Source organism: Xylanibacter rarus, assembly GCF_001275135.1.
Taxonomy (GTDB): Bacteria; Bacteroidota; Bacteroidia; order Bacteroidales; family Bacteroidaceae; genus Prevotella; species Prevotella rara.
Genome location: NZ_LFQU01000005.1, coordinates 12,904 through 33,910 on the forward strand (window position 1 = coordinate 12,904; position 21,007 = coordinate 33,910).

Sequence of the window (21,007 nt, forward strand, 5' to 3'; positions counted from 1 at the left end):
TTTTCATCACCAGCAAAAAGTAAGCCAATAGTTTCTCATACTTGATTTTTGTGCTACTACAGACAACGTCCCTTAGAAATTATCTGCTTTTTCATTCTTTAATGCATATCCTGAGGTCAAAATGTCATCTGGTTTCCTATAGCATCCTATCGAAACATTTTCTCGTTTATTTTGTAAATATTGTTCCGACATATCTTGTTCGTTTTGTTTTCATATTGCAAATTATACGGCACTTATTTTTACTATCCAAAATAGGCTTAATAAATTTAACAACATTTTAAGATTTCTCAGCCAAATTAAAATATGTTTACCATTTTCCAACTTATTATATGGAATATCTGTCATATATCATTTTTCTCGTTTTTCATGCAAATAACCGTATATCAACAATAAAATATTTACATCAAATTTATTCTTTAAGCACCAATAAGTGCTTATATATTTTAGTTTATTTTTTAATTCATGGCATGCCATTTTGGCATAACTTATATATAGGACGGCCATAAGCTGAAACACCTATGGCCATCCTCATATAATTTCAATTATAAAACTAGTCCATTAGGACGAGGGTTAAACCATCTCTCAAGAAACAGCCTACGGTTTAATTTTGCATTAAATTTAATACATGCAGTTTCAGGAAGATCCAAGCAAGCAAAACAATGCGCCTCATGCTCAGAACTGCAAATCGGATCGTTAGGACAATAACGTGCCCTCTCTGCCCCACGATTTATCAGGTCTATGATTTTTCCGTTTTGTGTAAGTGATATCAAACCGCCATAACTGCCCTCGCTTCCGGCTATAGTATATATCAAAAAGCCACCTTTAGAATTATCATTGTCTATATATATTTTTTCTTTTAACGATGTCAGTGGATAACCACATTGAAATTCCATTTCTTTCATGACTATATGACAAAAAGTATGTACAAAAGTCTCATAATCATCTGGCAGTATACTATTAAGATCTACTTCAAAAAGTACTCCTTCTCCATAAGATTCTACTGCAGGCATATATGTAGACATAATTGCTGCTTGCGAAGATCCATCGCCGAAAGGACGTTTTGACATAGCCGTTTCGCCTTGACTTTCTGCTTGTAGACCTACATTATACCATTGCCTTGGTTCACCATATTTACCCATACGGGTATATGACAGCAGCACCGAAGTTTCTTTTAGCTTTTCTATAGCACTTATTCGAGAAATAAATGGCATTGTTAGTTCCGGCCTTCTTCTTACAACAAGATCGTCCTTCACAATCATATTTTCTTTAAAATTACCATCATTTGTCAGATACCTAAATTCATGTAAATCTAATTCATCCGTATTTTGGGCATTGATGTTAGCACCAGCCTCCATTGGTATATAGAGAGAACGTACAATTTCAGGGAAATACAAACTTTGACTTCCTCTAACAACCATTTTATAAGCATTATCGTTATTTATTATATAATTTCGTTCAATTTGTGAAAGATATATCCTCCTATGAGTATCTGCATTCTCGATAAATAAGTTTTGAAGTCCGTCTCCATCTCCTCTCCGAGATCTATAGCGCAAATTTCTTGCTGCATTCATGATATTACCAACCTGCCATGCTCCGCCATTAGGATTATTCTCCCATAACCTATCGAAAGGCACATCCTCCATATCGCCAGAAAGAGATGCCATGACAAAACGAATTTGCTGTAAAGGATAACGACTTATTTTAATGGCATTAATTTGTCTACTACAAAAACAACATGCCGGTACATGTCTTCTGAATCTATTATCGTTAGGAAACGTATTATTCCAATGGAATTCCCATTCTAATAACTTATATAGACGTCTGCAATGTGGACAATAATACCATTCAGGAAAATACTTGGATGAAACAGTTGTTCCTACGTTTGCATTAGTAGCAGAATAAACAAAATTGCTTAAATCATTATCTGGTATAGGCACAAGCCTAATAACATTAGGATATCCATGTGCCTGAACATAACTAAGCAAACGGTTGTCCCTTATTTCCATAGGATTTTGGGTGACATTCACAAAACATTTCCATTGATCATATGGTAAAATTATAAGAGAACCATTTGTATTGGTTTCTATTATACTGCCTACACCACCATAAGCAGAAATCAATTTATTTAATTGTATTTGTTCTAACTTTCTCATATTCAATAATTAACTTGTTGTATATTGATAAAAGCATCATTTGCTATATCCCTTAAAGATGTAGCACAATTAGCACCGACAGCAGCATTAGCTATTATATTAGATAAGCTTTGCCTCAATTCATCATCCATATTAAACCTATTATTAAAAATAGCTTGTATCATAGCTTCAGCCAAATTACGTCCTCCCAAGCCTGGTCTATTCAATATATAATTTCTATAAATTATTATCATGTTATTCAAAATATCATGCTTTATAGTTGAATACGTAAGTGGCGTTATGCTGAGCGGCTCAACTGATTTATAATAGGTTGCATGGAAAGACTTATAATTTTCAAAAAGAGAATGTTCACGAATGCGCAGTGGGTTAAGAAGATTTATTACTAGTCCATAAGTATTTCTTGCAACACGGCTTGACGACTGCACATACTCAGAAGTAGAACGAGGCTGACCAACCATCACCATCTGATTCCATCTGGATATGTCAATGCCCACAGATATCATATTGGAAGCAAACACTAAATCATTTCCTGACGCCACATTCAGATGTCCGTTATCATTAACATTCAATCCGACACAAGATTCGGCCTCAGTCAAGAAGCCTTTTATACGGTTCGATTCTATGCGACTGGTAAACTCCAATACCCTTTGGTCAAATCTGTTTTCTAACAAAGACAAAGACTTCGGTATCTGATAAAGATATTTATGAGCTCTGAAATTCTCAAAAACTTCTTGCGAAACACGACTGCGAGAACGGCCGAGGTCCTTAAGACTGTTAAAGTATAATACAGTTGTCCAATAATTATCGAGTAACTGGAGAAGTTCGCCATCTTGATTACAAACATTTATAACATCATCATCATTTGTCCAGTCAAGGCCTCTGTCTTCAATCTCTTTTTTAAAGACCTTAATCCTTGATAAAAGAAGAAAAGCAGTAAGACGTATTTCTGCCATGTTTGAGCTTGAATTTCCTGACGGCATCATTCCTATATGACGACGCGTGGCACCGGGAACAATATGAGAAAAATAATTGTCATTGTAATTTAGTCCCTGAGGAGGGAATACAGCGACTTCGCGATTATACAAATTCGCGATCAAATTATTCGTATTACGAGTAGTTGCTGTAGAAGCAATAATCTTCGGTCTTCTGCCATTTCTTGATATTAACGCTTCAACAACAGATTCAAATAAACCTACAATAGACCCCAAAGCACCTACTAAAAGATGCAACTCATCTTGAATTATCAAATCTGGTGCATCAATTCCGTTATCAGGATTTAGCAGACGTTGTGCATCGGGCCTGTTTAATTGAGCAAATTTATCAACTGTAGCAAACAGCAATGTCGGTTTTAGGTCATAAATATTTTCATCAATATAATATATTGGCAAGTGCTTACGATAAGAGCATCTTTGATTTATACACATCAGTGAGCCATTTCCTTGGCCATAACCATGATTCGAGCCATCAGGCAACACAAGCCTACTACCACACCAGGGACAATAGCTTACAGGGAATGGATTTTCGTCGCGGCGTGTAACAGGTTGAGTAAAAAATCTGCGATATGGATTCCTGTTTAGATCAGCGACATGATTTGGCGTAACACCTGATCCAACATATATACCAATTGAAATTTCTTGAGTACCAAGTCCAAGATTATGATCTTTTTGGCGCAAAAAATCAAGAGCACAAATTAAATATGAAGCTCTTTCAAACTGTTGGGACGTAAGCAAACGTAGAGTATAACGCATAATTACAGACACACCGCTACCCTGTCCACGTCTACGTCTGTGTACTATTGTCAATGCTGTCAGAGCAAGATAAGCCTCGGTTTTACCACCACCAGTAGGAAACCATATCAAATCTACAACATCATTATGATATCTGTCATTTATTTCAAAAGTAGACTTGACATTCATAAGCAAAAAGGCCAACTGGAAAGGACGATACTCCGGCTCAGGCATCTGAGCCGTATATTCTGCATTACGAAAATAATCTAATCTATCATAAATGTCAGGCTCGTTTGCATAGATATCTGCGTCACGGTTTTTTCTGAACAAAGGATGCCTTGCCACAACCATTTGAAGCAACATTGCGGTATTGGCTATCTTAAAACATTGAAGTGCTTCATTATTCTCAGTCAAATAATCAATATTTTTTCCAAGCCTGGTGAGCAACTCTTTCTGTCTACTGAGAATTATTTTTGTAACATCCTGATACTGTTCCTCATTTCTTGCCGCTTCCACTTGAGCCTGCTGCCATGTACTATAACCTTCAACAAAATTTCTCAAGTAATCGATCATCTCATCATCATTCAGATTTGACCATATACTGACATTTCTCAAAGTACAAGCACTTCTTATATTATCGTTATTATATTCAGGTGCTATTTCATTAGAGAATTTTTCAACATCAACAGTAGGAGTAAATGTTGTGAACACTCTCTGACCATCATTATCCCATCCTATAGCACAATTTACGCCTTTACCATAGTTGTGAACATTGCGATAGATAAATTCATTAATATTATTTTCTCTATCATCAATATTTGTTATCGGCTCTACGTACGATTCTATTCTGCCTTCACCATTATGTGGAGTGACAACAATCTCAGGCTGATAAATTAAAGTATTCTGGCTTATAGATTTAACTAAGATCTTAACGAATTTCTTATCTCTGGCAGTAAATGTAGTCCAATACATTCTCATGTTTACGTCCAGATCTTCACTGCCGTTTTCGTTATCAAAATTTAATGTTCCATGATAGTCATGGTGATATCTCTTGTAATGCTCACCCAAAAGAATATTAATCATACTGGCCTCTACAGGATATTCTGTATTTGGTATACGCAATACATTTTGGGGTTCATGATTCTCCATAGCTTCTGACAATGATATAGTTCCATTCTCATCATCAATATTAAAACAATTAATGAATTCTTCAGGAAGGCCCTCCTCATTAAGCTGCTGTTGAAGAGCATTATTATTTCCAATATCTTCAATAGCCTGACGGATGGTTGCGCTAAAATGTCCTGTGCGGACTTTTACTTCCCTGACAGATTCATTCCAGTTCAAATGGCTATAAGTTCCATAACTGATGCTGACATCAACATTATTTGTGTCATTAGATACACAAATAATCAAACCTATATGAGACGACATTGGGTTATTACCCATATCCTGACTATTATTTTCAACGCTACCACCCAACAGTTTGCTCATACGGTCTTCTTGGTCAGTCATATCCACATTATTTGGGATAGCATCCCCATCTGGCTGGTTATCATCATTGACGTCATTATTATTACCCTGTTCATTGTCTTGGTTACCATTCTGACCATTGCCCTGATTACCATTCTGATTTCTGTTGTCAGGCAACAAGACACCTAACGAATAAGCCAAGCGTGGGCTTTCAGGTATAATTTCATTATGAGCATCCGGATCACATACAATTAAATCCTTGGCATAACCCGGACCGAGCATTTTAAGTTTTAATTCCTCTTCGATGAGGTTTCTTGCTTCTTGTTCAGTCATATGCTTGTTCTTTATTTTATGGTTTTTGTATTAAGGAAATTATTTTCAAGTTCATCCATTGTCGAATCTGTTCTATCTAAAAGGTCCTGCATAAAAGAAGGCAAATCTCCATCAGGATTAAGTTTATAATCAAGAAGAGCGCTTTTTAACTTTAATCCAAAATCTATATAATTAACCTGCATAAATTTACGTGCTGCTTTTACATATTTGGCCTCATCTTCAGTAAGCAAACCAGCTCCAATTAATTTGCTCAGAATAATGTTAAGGGGTCTTTTCCTCATAAACATTGATCTTCCTTCAAGATGATTATTCAATACATTTCGTTTAATACCGACCTCCTGACATAATCTAGATATACCGTTTCTGTCTAATTGACTGACAAATGTTTTCAGTCTTTCTTGCCATAAATCAGAATAATATCGTATGTCTCTATCGCCAGGTAAATTACAGTACGCACTAGCCAACTTGTTAAACAAGTCTGACTCTTCTGCGTTCTGAGAATAATACGTAATAGTTAAGCCTGACGGATTCTCAATAGCATTGAACGGCATGCGTCTTAAAGATTCATCAGGTTCATAAACCAATACGTCTCCATATATTATTTCCTTAGTTTTGTCTGTAAATTCAATTCTGTCAACACTATAAACTCGTCTTACAGAATAATTGACTGTTTCATCATTTTCAAAATAATCTTCAATTCTAAACGCAGCATCATCTGCAGTAACATTTTGTTCCTCCGGAATATCTTCGTAATATAGAGGATCTCTGCGAATATTAAATGATGTTCTGTCCATAAGGCGAGTTTCAACCTCACTATAATATAGGGCCTTAACCCTTGCAAAGTTATGAAATCTCATCAATGTTGTTATTGGATTAACATACTGAGGATTATTCGTATGAGGAGGAGCGTCTATCACAATTATATTTCCTTCACCGCCTAAACCTTTAACTTGTCTGTATATGCTGTGATCAAGGTCAACAGCCTTAACTGCGCCTAATTCCGTTGCCTTCGCTAGCTTAGGATTTGAATCACTATTGTAGGTTAAACCACTCGCCCAGTCTTCCAATTCAGAAAAGACATCTTCATTATATATATTATCAAGAATTTTATCAAGGAATTTCGGGAAATATTCTTTAAAATTATTTAATCTAGTCTTCGAAAAATTTATGTCAGCAAGTATTTTTCTTGACATATTATATATGTGCTTTGCATTATCATCCCCAATCTGATCTCTATATTTATCAAGTATATTTTTAAGACTTTTCATAGAGTCAGTCAGCCATGGGAAATCAATGGCTATGAACTCAGGATTAACATATTCAACGTTTCTATTTGCTGCGCAATAATCATGAATATCCTTGAATGTCAAGGTAACGATCTGAGGCTTTCTTTCCAACAAATACATTGTGGGCTGCGACCCGTAAACAATTAATTTTTGTATTGGTCCATAAGGGTGCAGTGCATTTAATAATTGCTGAATACGGCCGAAAGCCTTGTCACCTAAGACAATGGCAATATCTGCAATTCTAGGAATTGTGCTGTTAGCATTTAACATATTCACCATAGGTAAGACATATTCTCCGGCAAACTCATACCCTCCGTAATCAGGGCTACACACAATAAACCCCGTTGAATATCTTGCGTTTTCATTATCATATAAATTTAATATATTTATCTCATTGCTACATGACGTAAAACCATTATTCAACTGTCCGGGAATGTCATTTAACCTGTATATTGCTTTAGCACTTTTTATTACTTCATTTTTTTTCTGTATACTATATCCACATAGCCCCCTCTTTGGCAAAGGCCTCCAAATAAACGTTAACGTAGTTTTATTATTGTTTCTTACCCCGTTCAAATAATAATATGGCTCGCCGTCGTTTTCATCTGGTATAAGTAAGAATTTATCGTTTTCATTATACCATGTACCAGGATATGACAATTCACTCGGGTTAAGTCTGTCTTGCCTAAGTGCCAAACGTAACGCCAACGCAACAATATCACAAGTTTTTCTCCAATATTCATCCTGCCTATCTACATCATTTGTATATTCTTCGGCAGGCATGTTAAAATATAAGACATGTTCCTCTGAATCATTCAAAAAATGTAACACCTCATAACAGATTCTTAAGTACAAAGGTGGATATCCATCTCTTATAATCCGATTATATAACCTATTGCCAAGATAGTTTTTTATGGTTTCTAATGTGACTTCATTCATGATTATTATACTATTTACGTTAATAAAATTAATTTACCAGATTAAGGCTATATCTTACAATCAGTAAAATCCTGATGTTTCAGAGCAGCTCTACGTAGCATTGAAGCAATATCTGAAGAGGTATCTTCCAAAGTGATAACCAAAGTATCTATTGCCCTTGTCAGAGGCATCATTATCCATTGGAAAACTTGTTCCCATTTTAACCTGCTGACATCTCCAATAACATTTTCTTCAACAGACACTTCTTTGTATTTCAATTCCATTATTTCATCAATATTATAACATACAGTAACCCACCCTTCAAGACCTCGGCATGATTCATATTGAAAAATACGGCAACTGTCTATCAGCTCTTTCGGACTGCACGAAGCCAATGCTTTGGTATTTGTCCCGTCTATAAAATTAATTTTACCCGTATTTTTCCATAAATCAGCTTTTATAAAATGATTGTCTTTTACCTGAGCCGGTGAAACAAGAACGAGGATGTCATAATTAGAGCACTCTGCATCCTTACATGTCTGTTCCAACATTGTATGCAAATCTGTTGTATAATGAGGAGCAATGATAACCTTACCGCCTTCAAGACCTTGTGCCGGTTCAAATCCTGCACATGTGTCTGAAATGCCCATTTCTTCTGTCAGACTTTTTAAGAAACTGACAATATTGGCTTTTTGGCGAAGGCCTTGTTTAAGTTTTATATTAGGTACGCCCCATCTTGCAGCTGTATTCCGTCTGATTTTCTGTAAGGCACTTTTTGCAACAATAATACGCTCTTTACCATACACACATTCTAGAAAATCTTTTTCATCGGGAGTACAATCTTGAGCTTCATCCAAGAATATGAAGTCATCAATGTCATCTGCATATTTTGTTCTCAGCGGTTTTTTATTATTTTGTTCATAAAGACAATGTATATATTCAATTATCTTGTTCGATTGATTAGACTTTTTCCATCCCAAATAAGATGCAAGCGAATAAAGATAAGAATGAAGCGTAGATATTGTCAGATTACTCCTTGCATCAGGTGAAGATGGAATAAAGCAGACCAAACGCTGCAAATCCATTGTAAGCGCGTTGTTATATGTCAACAATGCACAGCTATACCCATCAGCCGCACGTTTTAATGCAGTCTGAAGCAACAAGAATGTCTTACCTGTTCCGGCTTTTCCGTCTATACAATTAAAATCATTGTTATTTATTATTGCCTTTGCGTCATTTTCAAGCAAGCCTGAAACAAGATGTTCTGTTTTAACCCTAAGCGTAGCTGGCGCTACAGGGCGTTCCTGAATAAAATCATTTACAAGCAGAGAAAGATCTTCTTTATGTTCTTCTTCTTTCCTTTTCATCAAAGCATCAAGTTTACCATGAAACAGGCTTTGTCCTGATTTTATTATTTGCTTAATAATGTCTCCAAAGCAAAACGAAGAAAGCAGGACAGGATATGTCGTATTCCATTCCTTTGATTCCCAAATATCAAGAGAAACAGATTTTAGCCAAAGAATATTTGATATGAAAATCGAATAGTCATGATGTTTACAGTAATTTAAGATTGTGTATTTCTGATTTCTATTTTGCTCTGAAGCATTTTTACGTTCATTCGTACTTGGATAGTTAACATAAATATTTGTCGAGGTAGCATATACATCATCAACCGTCTGTTCTTTAAGTTCGATTGCCGTACAAAAACTTCTGACATCAATTTCGTTATCATCAATAATCAGATGACAATCATGCAAATCTGCAACTAACAGAATATCTATATCCGAAACTCTTCCAAAAGGAATATTTACTCCTGATAAAATATCTATAGTTCCTTTTGCAGCAGATGGAATTGTTTTACTTATCATCTCGCTCAACAATTTAGCCGCATCAGCTTCACTGCATTTACCACTCAAAGGATAAAGATTTATTTGTAGTTGGTTGTCATTCATAGCTTTTAGTTTTCTTAGAAAGCAAAGTTAATGGTTTTTCTTGAAACTATAAAACGTTTCTTATCTTTTTGTAAAAATTTAGTAAACTATTAGCAGGCTCCGAGCGCTGTGGCGTACTAAATAAATTGTCAATTCTCTCCAATAAAAGAAAGTATGTCAGTACACCGTAATTGACTAAAATTAGTGGTCCGGTAACGAATAAAAACCGGGCCACTTTCGGTTAAAAAGTGGCCCACTTACGATGCGTAAACGATAGGTTAATGATTTAAAAGCTAAACACTGTTATTTGCTTACATATTTGTTTATAAAAACATTTTTTCTGCTTATTTTTTAACCATAAACACATGTTTTCCTTTCAATTTTCAGCACTTAAAATCTGATATGCCAAAGACTGTGCTGACATTATACGCCTAAAGCAGCAAAACAGACATATAACATTTTACATTTTTATCAAAGCTACGACAATCAACCTTCCCTACCCTCTCTGTTTCTGCTTGAACAACTGAAGAGGTTTGCCGTAGTTGAGCATGCGCCATATCCACTCTAGGGGGCCGAACTGGCAGTAATGGAACCACAGACGGCTTAGCAACATCTGAAGGACAAACACGCCGAGGGCTATAATCTCTGTAAACGAAAGGCCCACGCCGGCACCAAGGCCGAAGCCTATGCCGTAGAAAAGGAACATGCCTGCTATAGACTGACAGATGTAATTGGTCAAAGCCATGCGGCCGGTAGCGGCAAGGGCGCGCCATACCGCCGAACGGCTGCTGCGGAGATAAAGCAGGCAGAGGGACGACATATAGGCGAAACCGAGCGGATAGACGCTGACGGCGTAAAGCAATGAGTGGGCAGCGTTGCCAAATGGATGACCGCCAACGGCGCTCCATGCATAGACAACAGACAAAGGAATACCGACACTGAAGCCTATAACCGACACGCGGTGCAGCAAGTGCCTATGGGCTGAAAGGTCGGCATATATCTTCTGACGCCCGATGTAATAGCCTATCAGAAACAGGCCAAGGACCTTAAAATAGCGGTTGCCGTCGACAAACTCCTGCACTCTTACCAACGCTCCCTGAATAAGAAACTGAAACACCTGAGCATAACTGTCAGCATCGCGCAGCCAATAGCCGAAGTTTTCTTCTGTTATGCCGTACTTGCGGCAGTAATGCCATTGAGCCTCAACGGCAGGAGCCGAAAGACTGACGCCGAAGATCTGTGTCAGTGTGTCGACAGCCACGGGCAACACAAGGAAGAAGGCTGCCCACGAAAGCATCTTCCGGTTGCTCACGTTTCTGAACAACGGCAGCACCATGCCCATAAGGGCATAAAGCATAAGTATGTCGCCGCTCCAAATGAACATAAGATGCAGGAATCCTATAGCGAGCAACACGGCCATGCGTCTGTAGAACAGTCTGAAAGCCCCGTTGCCTTTCTGCTCGGCATGACTTATTATTATCGAGAAGCCCATGCCGAAGAGCAGCGAGAACAGGGTGTAAAACTTGCCGCCGATGAACACATACTGCAAGAATCGCACAATCCTGTCTACACCGGCTGAAGGCATTGACGCCGCAACGTCGGCCGGCTGAAACGTATAGAGCGAGAACTCGGGATAATTGGCAAGGCAGATGCCAAGCAAGGCGAAGCCTCTAAGTGCGTCGAGAATGACATAGCGTTCCGACGGCTTTACTGGGGAATAGTTGGTTTTGGACATGGATATTTTTTTTAGGAGTTAAGGAGTTATGAAGTTAAGGAGAAGTTCCTTGAGCATAGCGAAAAAAGACGTATGCCTTGAGGGGTATTGTCATTTGGAGTTAAAGTAGTTAAAGGAGTTATCGCCAACAAGTTGGCTAGGAGTTAAAGCCATATGCTTTGTGGATCCTTATCCAAAAATAGACACAAGACATTTGAATTTTTCACTCTTCACTTTCGTAAGGCGCTGTTTAATTTTACTTTTAATTTTTAACTGCGCTTGCGCTCCCCGCCTGCTCTTCATTTTCACAAGGCAAATCATAATTAGCTAACGCTGAACTTTGTTTCTCCATTCTCAACTCTCAATTCTCAATTTACTTTCTGTTCACCATCATCACGCTTATCAGTATCACGGCAAGACCGGCGAGCTGTATCAGCGTTACGTCCTCATGACCAAGGCCGGCACCGATTACTACAGCAACAACGGGATTGACGTAAGCATGAGTGGCAACTTCGGTGGCAGGACGCACACGAAGCAGCCAGATGTATGCCGTGTATGCCATCATTGAACCGAATACTATAAGATAGGCCAACGAAAGCCATGAAACGGCTGATACTGCAGAGAGCTGCAAACTGCTGAAATCGCCCGACAATCCTGCGCACAAGGCAAACACGACGCCCGCACCGAGCATCTGCCATGCCGACGACGACAGTCCGCCGTCATCATTGCCGCGGATGTGATATTTTGAATACAGCGTACCGCATGCCCACGATATGCATCCACCTATAAGCAGAAGCACGCCATACTCATAATGACTGCCGCCGGGACGCTGCATGTTGAGCTGTTCGAGATAGAGCATGGCCACACCAAGAAAGCCAAGCACGATGCCTGCCACGGTGGAGACACTTCTGAAATTGCGACGCCACTGCGGAATATCGAGCAGCATTATCCACAAAGCCGTAGACGAAGCCATTATTGCGACAAGACTGCTGCTGACATAGCGCTGGGCAAACATGATGACGCCCTGATCGACAAACAAAAGAATGATGCCGCACACGGCCGACTTAAAGATAAGTCCACGGCGCAACAGCCGCTCGCCACGCAACCGGCATACAGCAAGCAAGGCCAGACCTGCCACGGCGAAGCGCACCGTGCCGAGCACGAACGGCGGAAAGTCGTGAAGACAAACCCCGATGAAATAATATGTGGAGCCCCATACAACGTATATGAGGAAATAGGCTGCAGCTACCGCAAGGCTGCCGGGGGGCTGTGGCATAGGCAGTTTGTTTGGTAAATAGTAATAATTGTCAGACCGAAAGCAGCGCGCCAGCCCTTTGGCCGGCACGTTGCCCTATATGCGTCAGCACCATAAGCAATGATGTCAGCCTCTGGTCTTTATCTCGCAGTTGGCTGGTGCCTTGATGTTCTCGTCGATAGTTACCGAACCTATTGAGTCGGCCACAATAACGCCCGATGTCGGATTCTTGATGTTGGTGATGGCTCCGCGTATGTCGGCGTTGAGCGTTGAATACTCGAAGGCCCTGTCGCACTCACTGTCGAACGTGCAGTTTTCCAACACCAGGTCGTGAGCATAGCACAGCGGCTGCTCGCCTGAGATATGACAGTTTACAAGGCGCAGGTTGCGCGAGTGCCATCCAAGATACTCGCCGTTAAGCTCTGAGTCGTAGATAGTAACGTTCTCCACCTCCCAGAAGGCATCCTTCGTGGTTATCTTGGCGTTGTGTATCTCTACGTTCTTTACATACTGGAACACGTATTTACTGTCGCTCTCAAAGCCGTCTATGCGTATGTCGTTGCTGAACATGAAGGGATAAGTGCCGCCGTGCAGCTTCAGGTTCTTCACGTTGATGCGGTTGCAACGCCAGAAAATCTCGTCGGCGTCGTTTATCTCAACGTTCTCAATGTCGATGTCGTTCATCTCGCGGAACATCTTCGGCGCGTCTATCACGGTGTTTTTCATCGTCAGATGGTCTGAATACCACAATGCAGAACGTCCGCCAACGGCAAAATAGCAGTTGTCTATCGTGAATCCGTGGACATGCCAGAACGGATAGTTACCTTCAAAGCGGCAATTGGTGGCCACAATGTTGCTGCATTCCTTTATGGCCGACTCGCCTTCGCGTATGGTTACGTTGTTGATATGCAGGTCGTGCGACGCGAACAACGGGCGTTCGCCGCCAAATTCGGTGTTCTCAATCAGTTTCATAATATGTAATCTTTTTATAATTTATTTTTTCGTTGTCAGTAGAGCTGCGGAGCATTTCTTGCGCATCCGCCTTTAACAGACTATCGTCAGCAACGATATTTCTGTTGTTTTTTCTTTTGCAAAAATACGTATAATCAGATAAAAAAGCTGTATCTAATTTACTGATTAGATGAAACAATTCACAGAAAATATGATTTGCTCAAATTAATTAACCGCCAATATAGGACTTTTCGGCACAAAATGATGACACAGAAACATTGGGCGGAGCGACCTGATTACCCCGAAACAACAGTTTATACTTACACTTGAAAGCAGCAGAATAATAACAAAAAAGGTTGGCATCAACGGCAAAACGGCCGACAGAATCAATGGCTTTTCAGCGCAAATCTGACTCTTCAATACATCTAACCACCGCAAGATCGGCCTCAGCCCAGTCGACTGAGCGCAGCTCTTTAGCGCCGAGCCACACATAGTCTACATGCTCCGAGAGAACGAACCCGTCTGCCAGCGGCTCGCAGAGATATGCATTGAGCGTTATCGAAAAGTCGGGATAATCATGACGGGCAGCCACTATCAGGTTGCCTACAGATATGTCATAATCAAGTTCCTCGGCAATTTCGCGCTTCAAAGCCTCCTGAGGCGTTTCTCCGGGCTCAATCTTTCCGCCCGGAAACTCGTATTTATAGCTTGTATAACTGTATTTTGTGCGGCCCTTTTTCACGCAGAAATATTTTCCGTCCTTGCGTATTACAGCTGCCACCACATTATAATGTTTAGCGTTCATATTCAGCCTTTCTCCTTTTCTTGTTTCTTATATACTGCCGCAAACGGTCATTCGCCCTGCCCTTCTGCCGCTTTGCGTCTCTTTGCCAGTTCGGCCTGCATCTTCTCGTTGAAACGCTTTGTTATGGGATAAAACACTACCGACGCCAAAGCTATGCCGAACACCACTGCCGGCACGATGCTCGACACGAGGCGTATACCCTCAACAGCCCCGCTGCTCTGCATGGCTGTGCCGCCCGACACGTAGCCGAATGCTGACAGCAGTATGCCAGACAAGGCTCCGCCGAAGCCGAGTCCCATCTTCAGTGCAAACATTATGCCCGAGAAGCAGAAGCCTGTTGCGCGCCGGCGGTTGAGATATTCCATATAGTCGGCCACATCTGCCACCATTGCCCACATAAGAGGTATCGTCGGGGCATAGGCCAGACTCTTCAGTACACACAGCAGATAAACAAGCACAACGTCATCGGGCGAAGGCAGATAGAACAGAGCCTGAAACAATACGGTGAGCGACAGGCACACTATATATACGGTCTTCTTGCCCAACTTGCCGGCAAGCCATCCCGAAAGGAACACCACACCTACAAACTGCATTATGGCGTTGAGTATGTTAAACAGCGAGAAACCTGCCGAATAAGCCTCACGCTCCGTATCGGCAAGTCCGAAGTTATGCAAAAACTCATAAAGCGAGCGCTGGTCGAGATAGCTTTGGAAATAGAAGTTCATCGACGAGCCGAACATCGCCAGCGAAGTATATACGGCAAGACACAGCACAAACATTACGCGCCACGACACGTTGCCGAAGGTTTCCTTTACGTCTTCCTTAACGCTTGCCTTCTGTTGCGGCGGCTGGGCTATGCGCTCTCTGGTGGTGAAGAATGTTATGAGCAGACAGATAAAGGCGATGAAGGCAAACAGCAGAATGGTGCGGCTCCATCCACGACTCGCATCCGACCCGCCAAGGCGGTCAATCAGCGGCAGCGTAAAGCCCTGCACGGCAAACTGAGCTATGGTGCTTGCCACAAACCTCACCGTGTTGATGCTTGTGCGCTCCTTTATGTTGGCCGTCATCACTCCGCCGAGCGAGGCGTAAGGCGTGTTGTTGAACGAATACATCATCAGCAGAAGCACATACGACACGGCGGCATAAACGGCCAGCAGCGTCTTGTCCTGTATGTCGGGCCTGTGGAAGGCAAGGATGTAGAACAGGCAGAACGGCAGGGCCGATGCCAGTATCCACGGACGATATTTGCCCCAGCGCGTGCTGGTGCGGTCGGTAAGTATGCCCACTATCGGGTCGACAAATGCACTCACCATAGGCGCCACAAGCAGCACTGAGCCGGCAATGGCTCCGTTGAGTCCGAACACGTCGGTGTAGAACTTCAGCTGATATATCATTATCATCTGAAACACCAGATTGGCAGCCAGGTCGCCCAATGAATAGCCAACCTTCTCGCCGAAAGAAATCTTACCGTTATATGAATTATCTGCTGACATTGTTCTTATCTAGCTTTTCGTTTACATGGCGTATGCCTCTGCCAGGCTCATGCCCATTGCTACGGCTCATAACCATGAGGCCTGCACAACGCCCCTCTCAGGGGCATGTTCTTAGCAGGAACAAAAGTAATAAAAATTCCTGACAGGAATAACAAAACAACGAAATAATGCAATATTAGCTTATATGTAAATCTCCGCTTTACTCAATTATATTAATGCCGACAGCATCCCTAGTGCCTACATATTTATATAGGCCACAGGATTTTGTTTGCGATAAAACAGTTTTCCTACATTCTGGCCTAAATAAGGTGAATCTGTAAGTTCTTCTCCGTCAAATTCCCAACGGCCTTCATACATCTTACAGTCTGTAATATACCAACGCAATGGTTTGTATACACCAATAATCTGTCCGTCACTGACAGCAAGTACATAGTCAGCTTCCTTAATACGCCGACCATTCACACGCCAATATTTTTTTGCACATTCATATATGCTGTCTCTTTCTTTGTTTCGGTAAGTCTTAGTTATATTAAAACAAACTACCCTTTCTTTTATCTTACTGATAAAGTCTTCATTTATAATCTTTTCCATTTCATCTGAATGTTTAATCTTGATTGTCTCCCAATCCGCAAGCTGTCGTTTGCCGTCAGCAATTCAAATTCCGTCCGTATATCTTTATCCTCTTCATTCGTCCATTTTCAGTGCCACGTTCAAAATTCTGTCGTAGCCATTCATATAGTCTGTGGCATAAACGGGAATTGTGATGTCGGGCTTAATGCCTCTTGCGTGATGCTGTTCCCCGTCCATGCAGCGCATTAGCATCCCTGTCATTGAGAAAGGAAACAGGGGATATCAAATAGCCAAACAGAAATATAATGTTTCTGCCCAGAAACTTTTTATGAAATTCTTCTGAATCTATTAATTAAGGCAACCAATATCAGCAGGCAGAATATGGCGATAATGATGAATCTGGTCTGATTCATTATGTCGGCATAGAAACTGCTGCCGGAGCTTATATAATCTATGACGCATGATGCAGAATTGTTTACCAGGTGCATGCCGAAGCACACCATGACGTTGCGAGTTTTATAATAAACCCAGCCTAAAAGTATTCCGCTTATGAACGTGCCGATAATCAGGCTTGGATAGAAATGCAGTATTGAGAACATAAAGGCGGAAATCAGAATACCTATCCACGGATTTGTCTTCCATTGGAGCAGTTTTTTCTCTATACCTCCGCGAAACACTATCTCTTCTGCCAGCGGAGCCAGTATGCTGATGCCTATTATACTTGCAAAAGAGAGCTGTCCGTCAGCTGCAACGGCCTCGCTATAGTCGTTAAGGTTTAGGGCCGAAACAAAAAGGTTGAGCGGCAATATTGAGACCAACATCATCAGCATTGCCATCAGATAGACTGATGCCGGAGAGTTATCTGAGCCATGCTGACCGAAAGACGGCAGCTTCACATATTTTCTCTTTATAAAGAGGGCGGCGATAAACAGATTGCTCAGAATCAGCGTGGCGCTGTCCATACTGCCCAACTGCATGACATCCTCTATCGGCATGTTGTTGTTGAGTACGTAATTCTCAAAAATCCAGCCGGCAACATAAACAATGGCCGGTACAAGTATCAATACGCCAAGAATGTATAACGCGTAATATGTTATGGCGACAAATGGTTTTGGCATTGTTTCCATCATAATTTATAAGTTTTTATAAGTTCTCCATATTTTATTTAAGGCATCGGCCTGAGTATGTTACGATTGTTGCCAGCCGACATCATATCTGCAAATATATAAAATTATTTGTATTGCCGCCCGTTAATCTGAAAAAATATATAGGTCATAGAGAAAAACAATACCTTTTCCGATTCCGACAGCAGATTAATTCTTATTTTTTTGCGTTTATCTTTTAATTTCATAATTTATATGTATCTTTGCCGCCGGATATGACACAACGCTCACGAACGCTGACAAGAGCATGCGCTGCCATGCTGCTTACCGTGTTTATGGCTTATTATGCCATAATCTCGGTGTATGCCCACGTGCATGTGGTCAACGGCGTGATGGTGGTTCACTCACATCCCTTTAAAGACAAGCACAGCCACCCTACGGGGCAGACGCTCGTGCTGCATCACCTCACACATTTTAATTCGCTCGAAGCCGGACCTGCCGCCGAGATTGAGGCGCCCGACGTGAAGCTTATTCACACAAGCTACAGCGAATATGCAGTGGCACACGCCACGCCCGACTACAATTCGGGCATATATCTGCGCGCGCCTCCCGTTTCTTCATTTTCATAAATCATTTTATCCCGAAATCGGCCGTTGGCATTCGGTTGGATTTTTGTTTTGCATTGGGCTGACTGACGTATGACTTTTTGCCGGCATGGTGAGCTATGCCTGCGAAAAAGCAGACGGCATGACGGCAACAAGAAAGCGAAAATACGGCCGGAAGGTTACATCCTACGGCATTAATAACCTCCAAGCGGCCCGATGACCGATCAGGGTTTATCTCAACATTATTATTTATGCTGTGACGACGCAGGCATGCCGTGCCGTCATGGCCGGATATTACGCATTTTTTTAAGAAATAAATGAAGAAACTAATATTACTTTTTCTGGCGGGCCTGCTGTGCCCGCTGGCAGGGATGGCTCATCCCGTTGAACCAAGTACGGTGAAAGAGGGCAACATCATAACAGGACACGTCATTGAGAAAGGAACAGAAGAAAATCTGGCCTACGCCACGGTGCTTATTGTGGAGAACGGCATGGGCACCGTTACGGGCGACGACGGCCACTTCCGCCTGAAGGATGTGCCGGCAGGCAAATACACGCTGAAAGTGCAGCTCATGGGCTATGCTTCGCAGACCAAGACCGTTGTGGTGAGCAACGAATATACCGTTGACCTGCACTTCGTGATGGAGAAAGAGGACATCATGATGGACGAGGTGGTGGTGTCGGCCAACAGAAACGAGACCAACAGAAGGGTGGCTCCGGTGGTGGTGAACGTGATGAACAGCAAGCTGTTCGAGACGGTCAACTCTACCGACCTTGCCAAGTCGCTCAGCTACCAGTCGGGACTGCGCGTGGAGAACAACTGCCAGAACTGCGGTTTTCCGCAGGTCAGAATCAACGGTCTTGAGGGTCCTTACTCGCAGCTGCTCATCAACAGTCGTCCCGTGATGAGTGCGCTGTCGGGCGTGTATGGTCTCGAACAGATACCAGTAAGCATGATTGAGCGCGTAGAGGTGGTGCGCGGCGGAGGCTCGGCGCTGTTTGGCGCCAACGCCGTGGGCGGCACCATCAACATAATAACCAAGGACCCTATAGACAACTCGTTCCAGGTAAACTCTACGATGTCGAACCTCGGCGGCAAGACATGGGAGCAGTATTTCGGCGCAAACGCCTCGCTCGTGTCGAAGGACCGCACCTACGGCGTGGCATTCTATCAGGCTTACAGAAACCGCAACCCTTATGATGCCGACGGCGACGGCTTCTCCGAGCTGGGCAAGCTCAACATGAACACCTTCGGACTGAGAGGATATTACCGCCCCACGCAGTTCAGCCGCCTGAGCATAGAGTATCACACCACCAATGAATTCCGCCGCGGAGGCAACAAGTTTGACCTGCAGCCGCACGAAACCGACATAACCGAGCAGACACGCCACGTGATAAACAGCGGCGGACTGACCTACGACATATTCATGAACGAATACAAGCACAAGCTGTCGCTGTACGGATCGGTGCAGCATACCGACCGCAACAGCTACTATGGCGCGGGCATGGACGCCAACGCATACGGCACTACTGACGACCTTACGGCCGTGGGCGGAGCCATGTACTCGGGCAACTTCGACCGCCTGCTGTTCTCGCCTGCCACGCTGACGGGAGGCTTTGAGTATCAGTTTAACGGACTTCACGACGTGATGACTGGCTACGGCCGCGACCTGAAACAGTATGTGAGGATTGCCGGGGCGTACCTGCAGAACGAATGGAAGATGAGATATCTGACGCTGCTTGCCGGATTCAGGCTCGACAAGCACAACCTCGTGGACAACGTGATATTCAGTCCGCGCGTCAACCTGCTGTGGAAACCTACTGACAGGCTGCAGGGCCGACTGACATGGTCTACCGGATTCAGGGCGCCGCAGGCTTACGACGAAGACCTGCACGTGGCTGCCGTGGGCGGCGAGGCGATGATGATAAAGCTGGCAGACGGACTGAAGCCCGAACGCTCAAACAGCTTCAGCGGCTCGGTTGACTGGGCTTTCAATCTGGGACACTTCAGCTCTAACCTGCTCATAGAGGGCTTCTATACCATGCTCAACGACGTGTTCTATCTCGAAGAGACAGGATTCGACGAGACCACGGGCACCAAAATACAGGAGCGCCGCAACGGCCACGGGGCAAGAGTCTACGGAGCCAACATCGACTATAAGATAGCCCACGGCAAGGAGGCGCAGCTGCAGCTGGGCTTCACCGTACAGCAAAGCCGCTACACCGAGGCGCTGGCATGGAGCAGCGACCCCGACGTGGCGCCAACAAAGCGCATGACGCGCACGCCCGACTGCTACGGCTACTTCACCTTCACGTCGGCTCCGCTCAAGAACTTCGACTTCTCTGTGTCGGGTGTCTACACGGGCAGCATGCTCGTGCCCCACTTCGCGGGATACATAGAGAAAGACAGAATGGAGAAGACGCCCGACTTCATGGACCTGAACCTGAAGCTCAACTACACCTTCGTGCTGAACGACCATCTGAAACTGCAGTTCAACGGCGGCGTTAACAACATATTCAACGCCTTTCAGAAGGACCTTGACAAGGGTGCCGACCGCGACTCAAAATATTTCTATGGCCCCACTCAGCCGCGCACGCTGTTCATAGGCGTCAAGATATTCAACTGACACTAACGGCTGCAATTATCGGCCGCAACCATGCCCTGCCCCGCTACACACTGCATCTGCCGC

General features: G+C 42.8%; 14 protein-coding genes. 2 read left to right on the forward strand and 12 right to left on the reverse strand.

What is annotated here, in order from left to right:
- Positions 1–542: 542 nt before the first annotated feature.
- The 12 genes from ACU52_RS04075 to ACU52_RS04130 all read right to left on the reverse strand — a co-directional run bounded on the left by ACU52_RS04075 (position 543) and on the right by ACU52_RS04130 (position 17,739).
- The gene (locus tag ACU52_RS04075) at positions 543–2,153 is read right to left on the reverse strand and encodes a DUF1998 domain-containing protein (protein ID WP_053397869.1); all 1,611 of its coding nucleotides are present in this window, start codon (positions 2,151–2,153) and stop codon (positions 543–545) included.
- A 2-nt stretch (positions 2,154–2,155) separates the two neighbouring features.
- Positions 2,156–5,683, reverse strand: a complete 3,528-nt coding sequence (locus tag ACU52_RS04080) for a helicase-related protein (protein ID WP_053397870.1) — start codon at positions 5,681–5,683, stop codon at positions 2,156–2,158.
- A gap of 11 nt (positions 5,684–5,694) precedes the next feature.
- Positions 5,695–7,908 carry a hypothetical protein gene (locus ACU52_RS04085; protein WP_147630757.1) on the reverse strand — a complete coding sequence of 738 codons (2,214 nt, stop codon included), beginning with the start codon at positions 7,906–7,908 and terminating at the stop codon, positions 5,695–5,697.
- A 47-nt stretch (positions 7,909–7,955) separates the two neighbouring features.
- Positions 7,956–9,839, reverse strand: a complete 1,884-nt coding sequence (locus ACU52_RS04090; protein ID WP_053397872.1) for a PhoH family protein — start codon at positions 9,837–9,839, stop codon at positions 7,956–7,958.
- Positions 9,840–10,314: 475 nt separating this feature from the next.
- Positions 10,315–11,553, reverse strand: coding sequence for a DUF418 domain-containing protein (locus ACU52_RS04095; protein ID WP_053397873.1), 1,239 nt, complete (start codon positions 11,551–11,553; stop codon positions 10,315–10,317).
- Positions 11,554–11,905: 352 nt separating this feature from the next.
- Positions 11,906–12,808 (reverse strand): EamA family transporter, encoded by a 903-nt coding sequence (locus ACU52_RS04100; RefSeq protein WP_053397874.1) that lies wholly within the window; start codon positions 12,806–12,808, stop codon positions 11,906–11,908.
- 105 nt (positions 12,809–12,913) lie between these two features.
- The gene (locus ACU52_RS04105; protein ID WP_021853796.1) at positions 12,914–13,759 is read right to left on the reverse strand and encodes a DUF3737 family protein; all 846 of its coding nucleotides are present in this window, start codon (positions 13,757–13,759) and stop codon (positions 12,914–12,916) included.
- Positions 13,760–14,135: 376 nt separating this feature from the next.
- Complete coding sequence (locus ACU52_RS04115; RefSeq protein ID WP_053397876.1) at positions 14,136–14,543, reverse strand: (deoxy)nucleoside triphosphate pyrophosphohydrolase; 408 nt, start codon at positions 14,541–14,543, stop codon at positions 14,136–14,138.
- Between the two features lie 47 nt (positions 14,544–14,590).
- Positions 14,591–16,039 carry an MFS transporter gene (locus tag ACU52_RS04120; RefSeq protein ID WP_053397877.1) on the reverse strand — a complete coding sequence of 483 codons (1,449 nt, stop codon included), beginning with the start codon at positions 16,037–16,039 and terminating at the stop codon, positions 14,591–14,593.
- Positions 16,040–16,276: 237 nt separating this feature from the next.
- Entirely contained in the window at positions 16,277–16,630 is a 354-nt protein-coding gene (locus ACU52_RS04125; protein WP_053397878.1) for a hypothetical protein, read from the reverse strand.
- A gap of 93 nt (positions 16,631–16,723) precedes the next feature.
- On the reverse strand, positions 16,724–16,870 hold the full coding sequence (locus tag ACU52_RS14980) for a hypothetical protein (RefSeq protein ID WP_156316880.1): 147 nt from the start codon (positions 16,868–16,870) through the stop codon (positions 16,724–16,726).
- 65 nt (positions 16,871–16,935) lie between these two features.
- On the reverse strand, positions 16,936–17,739 hold the full coding sequence (locus ACU52_RS04130) for a CPBP family intramembrane glutamic endopeptidase (RefSeq protein WP_082335161.1): 804 nt from the start codon (positions 17,737–17,739) through the stop codon (positions 16,936–16,938).
- A 248-nt stretch (positions 17,740–17,987) separates the two neighbouring features.
- Here ACU52_RS04130 and ACU52_RS04135 point away from each other — a divergent pair, with 248 nt between their 5' ends.
- Both ACU52_RS04135 and ACU52_RS04140 read left to right on the forward strand, forming a co-directional pair.
- The gene (locus ACU52_RS04135) at positions 17,988–18,341 is read left to right on the forward strand and encodes a hypothetical protein (RefSeq protein ID WP_053397880.1); all 354 of its coding nucleotides are present in this window, start codon (positions 17,988–17,990) and stop codon (positions 18,339–18,341) included.
- A 293-nt stretch (positions 18,342–18,634) separates the two neighbouring features.
- Complete coding sequence (locus ACU52_RS04140) at positions 18,635–20,944, forward strand: TonB-dependent receptor (RefSeq protein ID WP_053397881.1); 2,310 nt, start codon at positions 18,635–18,637, stop codon at positions 20,942–20,944.
- The last annotated feature ends 63 nt before the right edge of the window (positions 20,945–21,007 follow it).